This window comes from Luteimonas gilva, assembly GCF_005239095.1.
In the GTDB taxonomy this organism is placed as follows: Bacteria; Pseudomonadota; Gammaproteobacteria; order Xanthomonadales; family Xanthomonadaceae; genus Luteimonas_C; species Luteimonas_C gilva.
This window is the reverse complement of the sequence record NZ_SZUA01000001.1, coordinates 1,238,637-1,252,776: the sequence shown is the minus strand read 5'-3', so window position 1 is coordinate 1,252,776 and position 14,140 is coordinate 1,238,637. Positions and strand designations below refer to the sequence as shown.

The window sequence follows — 14,140 nt, the reverse complement described above, 5'->3', positions numbered from 1 at the left end:
AAACTGATCGCATGAGCGATCTCGACGATGTGGTGATCATCGGCGGCGGCGTGATCGGATTGGCCAGCGCCCTGGCCTTGATCGAAGCCGGCCGCAGCGTACGCGTGTTGGAAGCCAAGACCGTGGGCAGCGGCAGTTCCCACGGCAATTGCGGCACGATCACGCCCAGCCACGCGCTGCCTTTGGCCGCGCCGGGCACCATCGGCCGCGCGATGCGCTGGCTGCTGACGCCCGACGCGCCGTTGTATTTGAAGCCGCGCATCGATCCGTCGCTGTGGAAATGGCTGGCGCGGTTCGCCTCGCGCTGCAATGCGCGCGACCTGCGCCAGGCCACCGCCGCCAAGGCCGCGATCCTGACGCATTCGCGCCAAGCGCTGCCGGATTGGCTGGCGCGCTATGGCATCGATTGCGAATTCGCAGAATCCGGCACCGATCACGTTTTCCGCGACGCTGCGGCGTTCGACGAATTCGGCGAGGAAGTGCGGCTGCTGGCCGAATACGGCGTCGGTGCGGACAGCATCGACGGCGCCGCCTACGAACGCCAGGAGCCGGCGGTGCTGCCCGGCGTGCACGGCGTGATCCGTTTCCACGGCGACGCCAGCTTGCGTCCGGACCGTTACGTGGCCGGACTCGCGCACGCGCTGCTGCAACGCGGGGGCAAGATCGTCGAGCGCTGCGAAGTCAGCGGCTTGGCCGAAGACGGCGCGGCGTATCGGATCGCGAGTTCGAGCGGCGAATACCGCGCCCGCGACGTGCTCGTCGCCACCGGCGCCTGGTCTTCGCCATTGGCGAAAACGCTCGGTTTGGCGGAAGAAGCCCTGGGCAAGGCGCTGCAGCCGGGCAAAGGCTATTCGATCACCTACGACAGCCCGGCCTTGATGCCGCGCCGCCCGCTGGTGCTGCACGAACGCAGCGTCTGCGTCACCGCCTGGGGCAGCGGCTTCCGGCTCGGCAGCACGATGGAATTCTCCGGCTACGACAGCGCCTTGAACCGCCGCCGCTTGGACGCGCTCGAACGCGGTTCGCGCGAATACCTGCGCGAACCGGTCGGCCCGGCCAAGCGCGAGGAGTGGTACGGCTGGCGGCCGATGACCTACGACGACCTGCCGATCATCGGCCGCGTGCCGGGCAAGGCGCGCGTTTGGCTGGCGACGGGGCACGGCATGCTCGGCGTCAGCATGAGCGTGGGCACCGCGCAATTGGTCGCCGATCTGGTGTGCGGCCGCGCGACCGCGATCGATCCGCAACCCTACCGCCTCGAGCGCTTCGCATGAGCGGCACCGATTTCGACCTGATCGTCGTCGGCGGCGGCTCCGGCGGTCTCGCGGGCGCCTTCCGCGCCGCCGCGCACGGCGCGCGCGTGGCGATCCTGGAGCCGGGCGAATTGGGCGGCACCTGCGTCAACGTCGGCTGCGTGCCGAAGAAGGCGATGTGGCTGGCGGCGGACCTGTCGCAGAAGATCGCCGCCGCCGCCCAGGTCGGATTCGCCGTGCCGCCGCCGCAATTCGATTGGCGCGCGTTCGTGGCGCACCGCCAGCGCTACATCGCCAACATCCACACTAGTTATCAGCAGCGGTTGGACGCGAACAAGATCGCCTTGCTGCGCACGCGCGGCTGTTTTTCGGCCAAGGACACGATCGAAACCGACGACGGCATCCGCCTGCGCGCGCCCCACATCCTGATCGCCACCGGCGGCCGGCCGCAGCGGCCGGACATTCCCGGCGCCGAATACGGTTTGGTGTCGGACGATTTCTTCAACCTATGCTCGGCGCCGGAACGCGTCGCGATCGTCGGCGGCGGGTATATCGGCGTCGAGTTGGCCGGCGTGCTGCAAGCGCTCGGCAGCCGGGTCGATATGTACGTGCGCGGCCGGCGCCTGCTGAACGGTTTCGACGAAGAACTGTCGCTGCAGCTGGCCGAAGACTACCGCCAATACGGCGTGCGCCTGCATCTGGGCTGCGAACTGCGCTCGCTGCGCCGCGAAGGCGAACGGGTGGTGCTGCGCGACGGCGCGGGTGGCGACAGCGCGCCTTTCGATGCGGTGTTCTTCGCCACCGGACGCCGCGCCAACAGCGACGTCTGCGGCGCGAACAAAGTCGGCATCCGGCTGGAAGCGGGCGGCCACATCCACGTCGACGATTTCCAGAACACCAGCGTGCCGGGCATCTACGCGGTGGGCGACGTCACCGACCGGGTCGCGCTGACGCCGGTCGCGATCGCCGCCGCGCGGCGTTTGATGGATCGGGTGTTCGGCGGCAAGCCGGATTCCAAGCTCGATTACGCCGACATCGCCACCGTCGTGTTCAGCCACCCTCCGATCGGCCACGTCGGCCTGACCGAGGAAGAGGCGCGCGCCCGCCACGGCGACGCGGTCCGCGTGTACCGCACCGGCTTCCGGCCGATGCTGCATGCGCTCGCCGATTCGCCGCAGCGCAGCTTGTTCAAACTGGTCTGCGTCGGCGAAGAAGAGCGCGTGGTCGGCATCCACTTGCTGGGCGAGGGCGCCGACGAGATATTGCAAGGCTTCGCCGCCGCATTGAAACGCGGCGTGACCAAGCGCGACCTGGACGAGACGGTCGCGATCCATCCCACCAGCGCCGAAGAAGTCGTGCTGATGCGGTAACGCAGGAGACCTCTTTCACGAAAGGAGCGGGACGCATGCGGCAGTGGCGGGTTTGGATAGCGTTTTTCGCGTTGGCGGCGGCTTCCTCGGCGCAGGCCGCGGAGTCCGATATCGCCGACTTGCTGAGCGTGCCGCAGCCCGAAGGCCTGGTCGCGGCGGCGGATGCGCCGACGATCGCCTGGGTGTCGAACGAGCGCGGCGTGCGCAACGTATGGGTCGCGCGCGCGCCTGAGTTCGCACCCCGCAAACTGACCGCCTATACCGAAGACGACGGACAAACGCTCGGCCCGTTGCAGCTCAGCGCCGACGGCCGTTGGGTGGCTTACGCACGCGGCAGCGCGCCCGATGCCGGCGGCAATTCCAACAACCCCACCAGCGACCCCGATGGCGTCGAACAAGCGGTGTGGATCGTGGCCAGCGATGGCGCCGCCGCGCCGCAACGCCTCGCCGCGGGCCGCGCGGCGATGTTCGCGCCAGGCGGCACGGCGCTGATCGTGCAAGGCAAGAGCGTGGGTTGCTTTGCGGTGCCCGGTGCGAAAGCGCCGGCGTGGTGCATCGAATCCTTGCTGAAGACACGCGGGGCCAACAGCGCGGCCGCGTTCTCTCCGGACGGAACGCGGCTGGCTTTCGTCAGCAATCGCGGCGACCACAACTTCATCGGCGTGCTCGATCTCGCGCAGCGCACGGTGCGTTGGCTGGCGCCGGATCTGAATCGCGACAGCGCGCCGGTGTGGTCGCCCGACGGCCGCCGCATCGCGTTCGTGCGCATCGCCGGCAGCCGCAACGACGAGGTTTTCAATCTCGGCCAGATGATGCCGTTCGAAATCTGGACGGCCGACGCGAGCAGCGGCGAAGGCCGGCGCTTGTTCCGCTCCGGCGCCAAAGCCGGTGGTTACGCGCAATTCGCGGTCGACGCGCCGGTGCGTTGGTCCAAAGACGGGCAGGTGCTGTTCTCCTCGGAAGAGAACGGCTGGCTGCATTGGTATTCCATTCCGGCCGAGGGCGGCGCGGCGGCCGAACTGAGCCGCGGCGATTGCGAAGCGGAAACGGCGGCGCTGGCGGGCGACGGCACGCTCTTGTTCAGCGGCAACTGCGACGACATCGACCGACGCCAGATCTTCGCTGTGGCCGCGCGCGGCGGCGAACAAAAACGGCTGACGCCGGCCGATGCGATCGCCACCGATCCGCAAGCGGTAGCCGGCGACCGATGGTTGGCTTTCCGCCACGCCGATGCGCGCCAGCCGACCGCGATCGCGGTGATGCCGCGCGCCGGCGGCGAGCCGCGCCGTATTTTTCCGGCGCAATTGCCGGCTTCCTTCCCACAAGACGCGCTGGTCGAACCCAAGGCGGTGCGTTTTCGCGCTGCGGACGGCCAGGAGCTGCACGGGCAGCTGTTCCTGCCGCCCGCGCGGAAAAGCGGCAAGCGGCCGGCACTGGTTTACGTCCACGGCGGGCCGATCCGGCAAATGCTGCTGGGTTGGCATCCGATGAATTACTACTACGCCGATTACGCCAACAACCAGTGGCTGGCGCAGCAAGGCTTCGTGGTGCTGGCGCTGAATTACCGCGCCGGCACCGGATATGGCCAAGCGTTCCGCAACGCCGCCGGACAAGGCCCGCGCGGCGCCAGCGAATATCAGGACGTGTTGGCCGCGCACGAATATTTGAGCGGATTGGCGGAAGTCGACCCGCAGCGCATCGGCATCTATGGCGGGTCTTACGGCGGCTATCTGACCGCGTTGGCGCTGGCGCGCGATTCCGCATCGTTCGCGGCCGGCGTCGATCGCCACGGCGTGCACAATTGGAAGGAATCGGCCAAGGGCGGCGACAACAGCGGTTTGTGGGGTTTGCAGCCGGACGAACTGGATCTGGCCTTTCGTTCGTCTCCGGTCGCCAGCCTCGACGGATGGCGTTCGCCGGTGCTGATCGCGCACGGCGACGACGATCACGCGGTGCTGTTCCGCCACAGCACCGACTTGGTCGCGCGGCTGCGCGATCGCGGCGTGGCGGTGGAAACGCTGGCGATTCCCGACGAGGACCATTTCTTCCTCCGCTACGCCACCTGGGTGCAGGTGCATCGGCGTACCATGGAATTCTTCCGCCGCCGGCTCGGGCCCTGACCGCAAGCAGATGAACGCAACCGCACCGATTTTCGAATTGCACCGCGGCACCGCGCCGCTGCTGATCAGCGTGCCGCACAACGGCACCGAGGTTCCGGACGAGATCGCCGAGCGTCTCACCGACGACGCGCGCCGGGTGCCCGACACCGATTGGCACGTCGCCCGGCTGTACGCGTTCGCTCGCGAGCTCGGCGCATCGATGATCGTGCCGCGGCATTCGCGCTACGTGATCGACCTGAACCGGCCGGAGGACGACGTTTCTCTCTATCCGGGCCGGAACACCACGGGCTTGTGCCCGATCGTGCGCTTCACCGGCGACCCGGTGTATCGCGAAGGCATGGCGCCGGTCGAAGCCGAAATCCGCGCGCGCGTCGACCGCTACTGGCGTCCGTACCACGCGGCGCTCGCCGCCGAGATCGCGCGGCTGAAGGCCGAGCATGGGCGCCTGGTGCTGTGGGAGGCGCATTCGATCAAGGGCGAGCTGCCGTTCCTGTTCGAAGGCCGCTTGCCGGACCTGAATTTGGGCACGGCGGGCGGCACGAGCTGTTCGCCCGAACTGCAAGCGCGCCTCGAAGCCGTGCTGGCCGGGCAGCGCGATTACGACTTCATCGTCAACGGCCGCTTCAAGGGCGGTTACATCACCCGCCATTACGGCGATCCGGCGAGCGGCGTCCAAGCGGTGCAACTGGAGATGAGCCAGCGCATCTACATGGACGAGGAAAGCTTCGCCTACGACGAAGCCAAGTCCGCGAAGCTATCGCCTGCTTTGCGTCGACTGCTCGAAGCCGCTTTGGCCTGAAGCCGGCGAAAAAACGGGCGGCATAGCCGCCCGTTCCGTTCGCTGCGCGACTTCGGTCACTTCTGGCCGTTGTTCTCTTGCAGGAATTTCTCCACGCGGGTGTACAGGTCGGCGCGCGTCTCCGGCTTGTAGAAGCCGTGGCCTTCGCCCGGCGCCACCATGGTCTCCACTTTGACGCCGTTGGCGGCGAAACCGTCCTTCATGGCGTTGAACTGCGCCATCGGCACGCGCCGGTCGATGGCTCCCTGAGCCAGGAACACCGGTACCTTGATCTTGGCGGCGTTGCGGGCTGGAGAATTGGCGATCAGCAACGCTTCGTCGGTGCCCAAGGCCCGGTCCATGTAGCGGCGGCCGGACTTGGTGTCGTCGATGTCGCCTTCCTTCTTCATCACTACCAAGTCGTAGACGCCGACGTAGCCCACCGCGCAGCGGTACAGCTCGGGGAAGCGGATCGGCTGCATTAGCGCCGCATAGCCGCCGTAGCTGGCGCCGAAGGTGCAGATGCGGTGGGGATCGGCCAGCTTGTTGTCGATCGCCCACTTCACGCCGGCGGCGATGTCGTCCTGCATCTTGCCGCCCCATTCGCGATATCCGCTCTTCTCGAAGTTGCGGCCGCGCATGCCCGACCCGCGATAATTCACCTGCAGCACGCCGTAGCCGCGGCTGGCGAAGAACTGCGCGTCGGGATCGAAGCCCCACACGTCCGAAACGCCGTGCGGGCCACCGTGCGGCAGCACGATCAGCGGCTTGGCGCTGCCGGGTTGAGCCGTGTAGAAGGCGTTGATCGCCGTGCCGTCGACGCTCTGGAAGCTGACTGGACGCACTGGCGCCATCTGCGCGGGTTTGATCCACGACATCGATTCGGCGACCAGCTGGGCGTTTTTCGACGACCGGTTGTAGACGTAGAAGGCGGGCGGATGGCGGTCCGACCATACCTGGAACAAGACCACGTTGCCGTCGCGGCTGAAGGAATTGAACGTCACCAGCTCGCCGGGGAAGGATTTCATCAACCCAGCGTGCAGCTTGGCGTATTCGGACGCGCCGTCCAGGTATTGGACCGAAGGCTTGGTCGCTACGTAGGTCACCGCGAACGGCGGGCCGTCGCGCCCTTCGGTGTCGTAATAGCTCAATTCGGCGTCGGGCAGGGAAGGCAGCGGCGCGCGCGTGCCTGCGGCAAGATCGAGCTTGTACATCTTGGCGGCTTCTCCCGCATCGGAGACTTCCGCGTAAAGCGTGTTGTCGTCGCTGCCGAACGTCGCAGCGCTCACGGTGTAGCCGGCCAGGGATTTGGGCATGGCCTTCCATGCGTTGTCCGCGGTCGGACGGTAGGCCAGCACCGGCTCGTCGTTGGCGTCCAGAGTGGTCTTGATGCGGGCGCGGCCGGTGTTGTCGAAGATCAGTCCGGCGGGCTTGTCGATGCGCTCGACTTCCTGGCGGTTGCCGGTCGCGGTATCCACCTTATAAATGACGGTATCCGGGTCTTCGCCGCAATCCCAGCAAGAGAAAGACACCAATACCTTGCCGGGTTCCTTGTCCAACACCTTGACGACATCCGCGAAGCCTTCGTCCTTGCGCTTTGCGGTGGAACGGCCGTTGTCGCGGAAATAGCCGAACAGGGATTCCTGATCGCTGCCGTCGAGGTTGGTGGAGAACAGCTGGCCGGTGCTGTAGGGGCGCGGACGCAAAGGCATGTTGCGCGCGCGCGCCAGCACGATGCGCTCGTTGTCGGTCCAGACGATGTCGGAGACGTGGTTCTGTTTGCCGAAGCGCAAGACCTGCAACTTGCCGCCGTCGAGCGGAATGATGCGCAGCTCGGTTTCGGTGCCGTCCGCATTGGGCACGGTCAAGGCCACATGCTTGCCGTCGGGCGACAATGCCACCTCGTACACTTCCGGGTGCTTGGCGAAATCGAGCGCCGGAATGGTTTGCGCGCCCGCTTGCGCGCAGGCGAAGGCGCCGAGCAGCGCCCAGATGCTTGCTTTGTTCATATCCCCTGTTCCTCAGATTTCGAACGCCCTCCCCAGGGCGCGCGCACAGCCTAGCCGGGCCAAAGGCGATATCCAAGTGGGCCGCCGGCCGGGCCGACCGGAAGGGCTCAAACCTCCAGCGTTGCCAGGTCGCCCTTGGTCTCCAGCCAGGTCTTGCGGTCGCCGGCGCGCTTCTTGGCCAGCAGCATGTCCATCAGCGAATGGGTGCCCTGGTTGTCGTCGACGGTCAATTGCACCAAGCGACGCGTGTCGGGATGGATGGTGGATTCGCGCAACTGCTGCGGATTCATTTCGCCCAGTCCCTTGAAGCGGGTGACGTTGACCGCGCCCTTGAGTTTTTCGCGCTCGATCCGTTCCAGCAGCAGCCGCTTTTCCTCTTCGTCCAGGGCATAGAACACCTGCTTGCCCACGTCGACGCGGAACAGCGGCGGCATCGCCACGAACACATGGCCGGCCGACACCAGAGCCGGGAAGTGCTTCAGGAACAGCGCGGTGAGCAGGGTGGCGATGTGCAGCCCGTCGGAGTCGGCGTCGGCCAGGATCACGACCTTGCCGTAGCGCAAACCGGAGATGTCGTCTTTGCCCGGATCGCAGCCGATCGCCACGGCCAGGTCGTGCACTTCGGTCGAAGCGAGCACGCCGCCGGAAGCGACTTCCCACGTGTTGAGGATCTTGCCGCGCAGCGGCAGGATCGCCTGGAAATCCTTGTCGCGCGCCTGCTTGGCGCTGCCGCCGGCCGAATCGCCTTCCACCAGGAACAGCTCGGTGCGCGACAAATCCTGGGAAATGCAGTCGGCCAGTTTGCCGGGCAGGGCGGGGCCTTGCGTCACCTTCTTGCGGACGATCTGCTTTTCGGTTTTCAAACGTGCGCTGGCACGTTCGATCGCCAACTGCGCGATCTTTTCGCCGAATTCGGTGTGCTGGTTCAGCCACAGGCTGAAAGCGTCGTGCGCGGCGCCTTCGACGAAACCTGCGGCCTGGCGCGACGACAGGCGTTCCTTGGTCTGGCCGCTGAACTGCGGGTCGGTCATCTTCACCGACAGCACGAACGCGACGCGATCCCACACGTCTTCCGGCGCCAGCTTGATGCCGCGCGGCAGCAGATTGCGGAAATCGCAGAACTCGCGCAGCGCATCGGTGAAGCCGGTGCGCAGACCGTTGACGTGGGTGCCGTGCTGGGCGGTCGGGATCAGGTTGACGTAGCTTTCCTGCACCAGTTCGCCTTCCGGCACCCAGGCCACGGCCCAATCGACGATTTCGGTGTCCTTCTTCAGCTGGCCGACGAACAGGTTCGGAGGGAGCAGTTCGCGGTCGACCAATTCGCCGCGCAAGTAATCGCGCAAACCGTCTTCGTAATGCCACTGCTCGCGCTCGCCGCTGGCTTCGTCGAACAGTTTCACGGTCAGGCCGGGGCAGAGCACGGCTTTGGCGCGCAGCAAGTGCTTGAGCGCGCGCAGGTTGAACTTGGGCGTATCGAAATATTTCGGATCCGGCCAGAAGCGCAGCCGGGTGCCGGTGTTCTTCTTGCCGACCGTGCCTACCGTTTCCAGCTTCGAGGCGCGGTCGCCGTCCTTGAAGCCCATCCGGTATTCGTTGCCGTCGCGCTTGATGAACACGTCGACCTTCTTCGATAGCGCGTTGACCACGCTGACGCCGACGCCATGCAAGCCGCCGCTGAAGGTGTAATTCTTGTTGCTGAACTTGCCGCCGGCGTGCAGGCGGGTGAGGATCAATTCGACGCCGGGGATCTTCTCCTCCGGATGGATGTCCACCGGCATGCCGCGGCCGTCGTCGGAGACCTCGCAGCTGCCGTCGGCGTACAGCGTCACCTCGATCTCGCCGGCATGCCCGGCCAGCGCCTCGTCGACCGCGTTGTCGACCACTTCCTGGGCCAGATGGTTCGGCCGGGCGGTGTCGGTGTACATGCCCGGGCGGCGTTTGACCGGATCCAGGCCGGAGAGGACTTCGATGTCGGCGGCGTTGTAGCGAGTGCTCATCAGGAATTCGGCGAATGCGACCAGCGTAGTTTAACGATTGCCGATGTCCGCGCTCTCGCTCTTGTGGGAGGGGCTTCAGCCCCGACAAGAGCGTCGGGGCTGAAGCCCCTCCCGCAAAAGTGCGTTATTCAGTCGCCGGCCAACATTCGGGGAATATGGTGCGCGGAAGCGATAACGCGTCACTGGCCTTCGGGCCCGGAGGTTCCCAATGAAATCCTTGAAGCTGCTGATTCCCGCCCTGGTCGCCGCGGCCCTGATCGCGCCGCTGGCGATGGCCCAGTCCGCCAAGCAGGCCGACAAGAAGGCCCAGGAAGCCGAGCAGCAGGCAGAGGCCGCCAAGAAGCAGGCCGCCGAAGCCGAAAAGAAAGCCGAACGGGCGCGCCAGCAAGCCGACGCCGCGGCGAACGAGCCGGAGCAAGAAGAAGAGGAAGAGGAGCGCCGCCGGAAGCCGTAACCGGCCTGCAGCAAGGCTTTCCAGACGCCTCGGCCCGCCCGGGGCGTCCTTTTTTGGGGCGTCGCCGCTCGGCTCGCTGCGAGCGGACGACGGGCTTCCTGTAGAATGGGGCTTTCCAGCGGACCGCTGAACCCATGACTCCCCTGATTTTCGTCACCGGCGGCGTGGTGTCCTCCCTCGGGAAGGGCATCGCGGCGGCTTCGCTGGCGGCCATCCTCGAAGCGCGCGGGCTGCGCGTGACGATGATGAAGCTCGATCCCTACATCAACGTCGACCCGGGCACCATGAGCCCGTTCCAGCACGGCGAGGTCTACGTCACCGACGACGGCGCAGAGACCGACCTGGACCTGGGCCACTACGAGCGCTTCGTCAACACCCGGTTGACCGGCAAAAACTCGATCACCACCGGCAAGATCTACGAAAACGTGATCCGCAAGGAGCGCCGCGGCGACTACCTGGGCGCCACGGTGCAGGTGATCCCGCACATCACCGACGAGATCAAGCGCTGCATCGACGCGGCCACGGCCGGCTACGACGTGGCCCTGGTCGAGATCGGCGGCACCGTCGGCGACATCGAATCGCTGCCGTTCCTGGAGGCGATCCGCCAAATCCGCACCGAACGCGGCGCCGAGAAGGCGCTGTTCATGCATCTGACCCTGGTGCCGTTCATCGCCGCCGCCGGCGAGCTGAAGACCAAGCCCACCCAGCACTCGGTGAAGGAACTGCGCTCGATCGGCATCCAGCCCGACGTGCTGCTGTGCCGCAGCGAACAGCCGCTGCCCGACGGCGAGCGCCGCAAGATCGCGCTGTTCACCAACGTGCCCGAGCAGGCGGTCATCTCAGCGGTCGACTTGGACAACATCCATAAGATCCCGATGTGGCTGCATTCGCAGGGCCTGGACCAGATCGTGGTGCAGCGCCTGCACCTGGAGGACAAGGCCGCCGAATCGGCCGACCTGTCCGAATGGCTGAGCGTGGTCGAGGCCAGCGAATACCCGATCGACGAAGTGAACATCGCCGTGGTCGGCAAATACATCGATCACAAGGACGCCTACAAGTCGGTGGCCGAAGCGCTGAAGCACGGCGGCATCCGCCAGCGCACCCGGGTCAACCTGAAGTGGCTGGAATCGCAGGACATCGAACGCGAAGGCGCGGACAAGGCGCTGGCCGGCATCGACGGCATCCTGGTGCCGGGCGGCTTCGGCGACCGCGGCTTCGAAGGCAAGGTGCTCACCTCGCAGTACGCCCGCGAGCACAAGATTCCGTATTTCGGCATCTGCTATGGGATGCAGGCCGCGGTGGTGGACGTGGCGCGCAACTTGGCCGGCCTGGAAGGCGCCAACAGCACTGAGAACGACAAGATGTCGCCGCATCCGGTGATCGGCCTGATCACCGAATGGCGCACCCAGACCGGCGAAGTCGAGCGGCGCAGCGAGGACAGCGACCTCGGCGGCACCATGCGCCTGGGCCTGCAGGAACAGCGGATGAAGCCGGGCACCAAGTCGCGCGAGCTGTACGGCAAGGACGTGGTCGGCGAGCGCCACCGCCACCGCTACGAATTCAACAACCGCTACCGCACGCAGTTGGAAGAAGCGGGGCTGGTGATCGCCGCCAAGTCGATGGACGACCTGCTGGTGGAGATGATCGAGTTGCCCAACCATCCGTGGTTCATCGCCTGCCAGGCGCATCCCGAATTCCTGTCCACGCCACGCGGCGGGCATCCGCTGTTCGTCGGCTTCGTCCGCGCCGCGCGCGAGCAGAAGGCCGGCGGGCGGTTGTTGAAGGAAGCCACGGCTTGAAAAGCTTTTTTAGACACGGATTAGGTCCGACGAATGCGGATAAGGCCATTTCTGTTGTTTATCCGCTTGTTTCCGATTTGATCCGTGTCAAAAACCGCTTCTTCGGAGAATCGAACGCATGAAGCTCTGTGGTTTCGACATCGGCCTCGACCAGCCGTTCTTCCTGATCGCCGGGCCCTGCGTGGTCGAATCCGAGCAGTTGCAGATCGACGTCGCCGGCCAACTGAAGGAAATCACTTCCTCGCTCGGCATCAACTTCATCTTCAAATCCAGCTTCGACAAGGCCAACCGCACCTCCGGCACCAGCTTCCGCGGTCCCGGCATGGAAGAAGGCCTGCGCGTGTTGGCCGAGGTGAAGCGCCAGCTCGGCGTGCCGGTGCTGACCGACGTGCACGAATACACGCCGATGGACGAGGTCGCCTCGGTGGTCGACGTGCTGCAGACGCCGGCATTTCTCGTGCGCCAGACCGACTTCATCACCAAGGTCTGCCAGGCAGGTAAACCGGTGAACATCAAGAAGGGCCAGTTCCTGTCGCCGTGGGAAATGAAGCCGGTGGTGGAGAAGGCCAAGGCGACCGGCAACCAGGACATCATGGTCTGCGAACGCGGCGCCAGCTTCGGCTACAACAACCTGGTCAGCGATATGCGTTCGTTGTCGGTCATGCGCAATACCGGTTGCCCGGTCGTATTCGACGCCACGCATTCGGTGCAGTTGCCGGGCGGGCAGGGCACGTCCAGCGGCGGCCAGCGCGAATTCGTGCCGGTGCTGTCGCGCGCCGCGGTCGCGGTCGGCGTGGCCGGCGTGTTCATGGAGACGCATCCCAGGCCGGAAGAGGCGTTGAGCGATGGGCCGAACGCATGGCCGTTGCCGAAGATGCGCGCCTTGCTCGAAACCTTGCTCGAGTTGGACCAGGTCACCAAGCGGAATGGCTTCCTCGAGTCCGGGATTTAAAAAACCTAGACGCGGATCAGAGCGGATGAGCACGGATAGGAAATTTTAGTTTTTATCCGCTTTTTTCGGATCTTATCCGTGTCCAAAGAGCTTTCATCTTGAGAGACATCGAACGACCCATGACCAACATCGCCAAGATCCACGCCCGCGAAATCCTCGACAGCCGCGGCAATCCCACTCTCGAAGCGGAAGTGACCCTGGAGGACGGCAGTTTCGGCCGCGCTATGGTCCCGTCGGGCGCATCCACCGGCTCGAAAGAGGCCGTCGAGCTGCGCGACGGCGACAAGACCCGCTACCTCGGCAAAGGCGTGCTGAAAGCCGTCGCCAACGTCAACGGCGCGATCGCGCAGGCGCTGCACGGCTTCGATGCGAACGACCAAGAAGGGCTCGACCGCCGCCTCATCGACCTCGACGGCACCGAGAACAAGGGCCGGCTGGGCGCGAACGCGCTGCTCGGCGTATCGCTGGCGAATGCGCATGCCGTCGCCGCGTCGAAGAAGATGCCGCTTTGGCAATATCTGGCTACCAGCAAAGACGTCGTGCTGCCCGTGCCGATGATGAACATCATCAACGGCGGCGCGCACGCCGACAACAACGTCGACCTGCAGGAATTCATGGTGCTGCCGGTCGGTTTCGATTCGTTCTCCGAAGCGCTGCGCGCCGGCACCGAAATCTTCCATGCGCTGAAGTCGGTGCTGAAAGGCCGCGGCCTGAGCACGGCGGTCGGCGACGAAGGCGGCTTCGCGCCGGACTTGCGCAGCAACGCCGAAGCGCTGGATACGATCCTGGAAGCGATCGGCAAGGCCGGCTACCACGCCGGCGAAGACGTGCTGCTGGGCCTGGACGTGGCCAGCACCGAGTTCTACGAAAACGGCAAATACCACCTGGTGGGTGAAGGCAAGCGCCTGTCCAGCGAGCAGTTCGTCGATTTCCTGGCCGACTGGTGCAACGAATATCCGATCGTCACCATCGAAGACGGCATGGCCGAGGACGACTGGGCCGGCTGGAAGCTCCTCACCCAGCGCCTCGGCAATAAAGTGCAATTGGTCGGCGACGACCTGTTCGTGACCAATCCGAAGATCTTCAAGGAAGGCATCGAGCAGGGCGTGGCCAACGCGATCCTGATCAAGGTCAACCAGATCGGCACGCTCACCGAAACGCTGGAAGCGATCGCGATGGCGCATCACGCCAAGTACGCCGCAATCGTCTCGCACCGTTCCGGCGAAACCGAGGACACCACCATCGCCGACATCGCCGTGGCGACCACCGCTACCCAGATCAAGACCGGCTCGCTGTGCCGCAGCGACCGCGTCGCCAAGTACAACCAGTTGCTGCGGATCGAACAGCAGCTGGGCGCCGCGGCCAAGTACGCCGGCCGCAACGCCTTCGTGTCGCTGAAGCGCTGAGC

The 14,140-nt window shown here is 65.6% G+C and carries 10 protein-coding genes; 8 read left to right on the top strand and 2 right to left on the bottom strand.

Annotated features, from left to right (window positions below; all coding sequences use genetic code 11):
* Window positions 1–11 precede the first annotated feature (11 nt).
* Genes FCE95_RS05885 through hutG form a run of 4 tightly spaced genes read left to right on the top strand, consistent with a single transcriptional unit; the run spans window position 12 to window position 5,542 of the window.
* A complete protein-coding gene (locus tag FCE95_RS05885) occupies window positions 12–1,274 on the top strand; it encodes an NAD(P)/FAD-dependent oxidoreductase (RefSeq protein WP_137266011.1) in 1,263 nt (420 codons plus the stop codon).
* Window positions 1,271–2,623: a glutathione-disulfide reductase gene (gorA, locus tag FCE95_RS05880; RefSeq protein WP_137266010.1), complete on the top strand. Its 1,353-nt coding sequence runs from the start codon at window positions 1,271–1,273 to the stop codon at window positions 2,621–2,623. Before FCE95_RS05885 ends, gorA begins: the two co-directional genes overlap by 4 nt.
* 35 nt (window positions 2,624–2,658) lie before the next feature.
* Entirely contained in the window at window positions 2,659–4,743 is a 2,085-nt protein-coding gene (locus FCE95_RS05875) for a S9 family peptidase (protein WP_137266009.1), read from the top strand.
* A 10-nt stretch (window positions 4,744–4,753) separates the two neighbouring features.
* The gene (gene hutG / locus FCE95_RS05870; RefSeq protein WP_137266008.1) at window positions 4,754–5,542 is read left to right on the top strand and encodes an N-formylglutamate deformylase; all 789 of its coding nucleotides are present in this window, start codon (window positions 4,754–4,756) and stop codon (window positions 5,540–5,542) included.
* A gap of 56 nt (window positions 5,543–5,598) precedes the next feature.
* On the opposite strand, the gene FCE95_RS05865 is transcribed toward hutG, so the two are convergent.
* Entirely contained in the window at window positions 5,599–7,530 is a 1,932-nt protein-coding gene (locus tag FCE95_RS05865; RefSeq protein WP_137266007.1) for a S9 family peptidase, read from the bottom strand.
* A 107-nt stretch (window positions 7,531–7,637) separates the two neighbouring features.
* Window positions 7,638–9,527 carry a DNA topoisomerase IV subunit B gene (gene parE / locus FCE95_RS05860; protein ID WP_137266006.1) on the bottom strand — a complete coding sequence of 630 codons (1,890 nt, stop codon included), beginning with the start codon at window positions 9,525–9,527 and terminating at the stop codon, window positions 7,638–7,640.
* Between the two features lie 208 nt (window positions 9,528–9,735).
* On the opposite strand from parE, the gene FCE95_RS05855 reads away from it, so the two are divergent.
* The 4 genes from FCE95_RS05855 to eno all read left to right on the top strand — a co-directional run bounded on the left by FCE95_RS05855 (window position 9,736) and on the right by eno (window position 14,138).
* A complete protein-coding gene (locus FCE95_RS05855) occupies window positions 9,736–9,981 on the top strand; it encodes a hypothetical protein (protein ID WP_137266005.1) in 246 nt (81 codons plus the stop codon).
* Between the two features lie 134 nt (window positions 9,982–10,115).
* Window positions 10,116–11,780, top strand: a complete 1,665-nt coding sequence (gene pyrG, locus FCE95_RS05850; RefSeq protein WP_137266004.1) for a CTP synthase — start codon at window positions 10,116–10,118, stop codon at window positions 11,778–11,780.
* Between the two features lie 118 nt (window positions 11,781–11,898).
* A complete protein-coding gene (gene kdsA / locus FCE95_RS05845; protein ID WP_137266003.1) occupies window positions 11,899–12,732 on the top strand; it encodes a 3-deoxy-8-phosphooctulonate synthase in 834 nt (277 codons plus the stop codon).
* Window positions 12,733–12,851: 119 nt separating this feature from the next.
* Window positions 12,852–14,138 carry a phosphopyruvate hydratase gene (gene eno / locus FCE95_RS05840; RefSeq protein ID WP_137266002.1) on the top strand — a complete coding sequence of 429 codons (1,287 nt, stop codon included), beginning with the start codon at window positions 12,852–12,854 and terminating at the stop codon, window positions 14,136–14,138.
* Window positions 14,139–14,140 lie beyond the last annotated feature (2 nt).

Bases quoted from the DNA above. Each gene is read 5' to 3' on its own strand.
- FCE95_RS05885 (WP_137266011.1), top strand. From the start codon at position 12: ATGAGCGATCTCGACGATGTGGTGATCATCGGCGGCGGCGTGATCGGA.
- gorA (WP_137266010.1), top strand. From the start codon at position 1,271: ATGAGCGGCACCGATTTCGACCTGATCGTCGTCGGCGGCGGCTCCGGC.
- FCE95_RS05875 (WP_137266009.1), top strand. From the start codon at position 2,659: ATGCGGCAGTGGCGGGTTTGGATAGCGTTTTTCGCGTTGGCGGCGGCT.
- hutG (WP_137266008.1), top strand. From the start codon at position 4,754: ATGAACGCAACCGCACCGATTTTCGAATTGCACCGCGGCACCGCGCCG.
- FCE95_RS05865 (WP_137266007.1), bottom strand. From the start codon at position 7,530: ATGAACAAAGCAAGCATCTGGGCGCTGCTCGGCGCCTTCGCCTGCGCG.
- parE (WP_137266006.1), bottom strand. From the start codon at position 9,527: ATGAGCACTCGCTACAACGCCGCCGACATCGAAGTCCTCTCCGGCCTG.
- FCE95_RS05855 (WP_137266005.1), top strand. From the start codon at position 9,736: ATGAAATCCTTGAAGCTGCTGATTCCCGCCCTGGTCGCCGCGGCCCTG.
- pyrG (WP_137266004.1), top strand. From the start codon at position 10,116: ATGACTCCCCTGATTTTCGTCACCGGCGGCGTGGTGTCCTCCCTCGGG.
- kdsA (WP_137266003.1), top strand. From the start codon at position 11,899: ATGAAGCTCTGTGGTTTCGACATCGGCCTCGACCAGCCGTTCTTCCTG.
- eno (WP_137266002.1), top strand. From the start codon at position 12,852: ATGACCAACATCGCCAAGATCCACGCCCGCGAAATCCTCGACAGCCGC.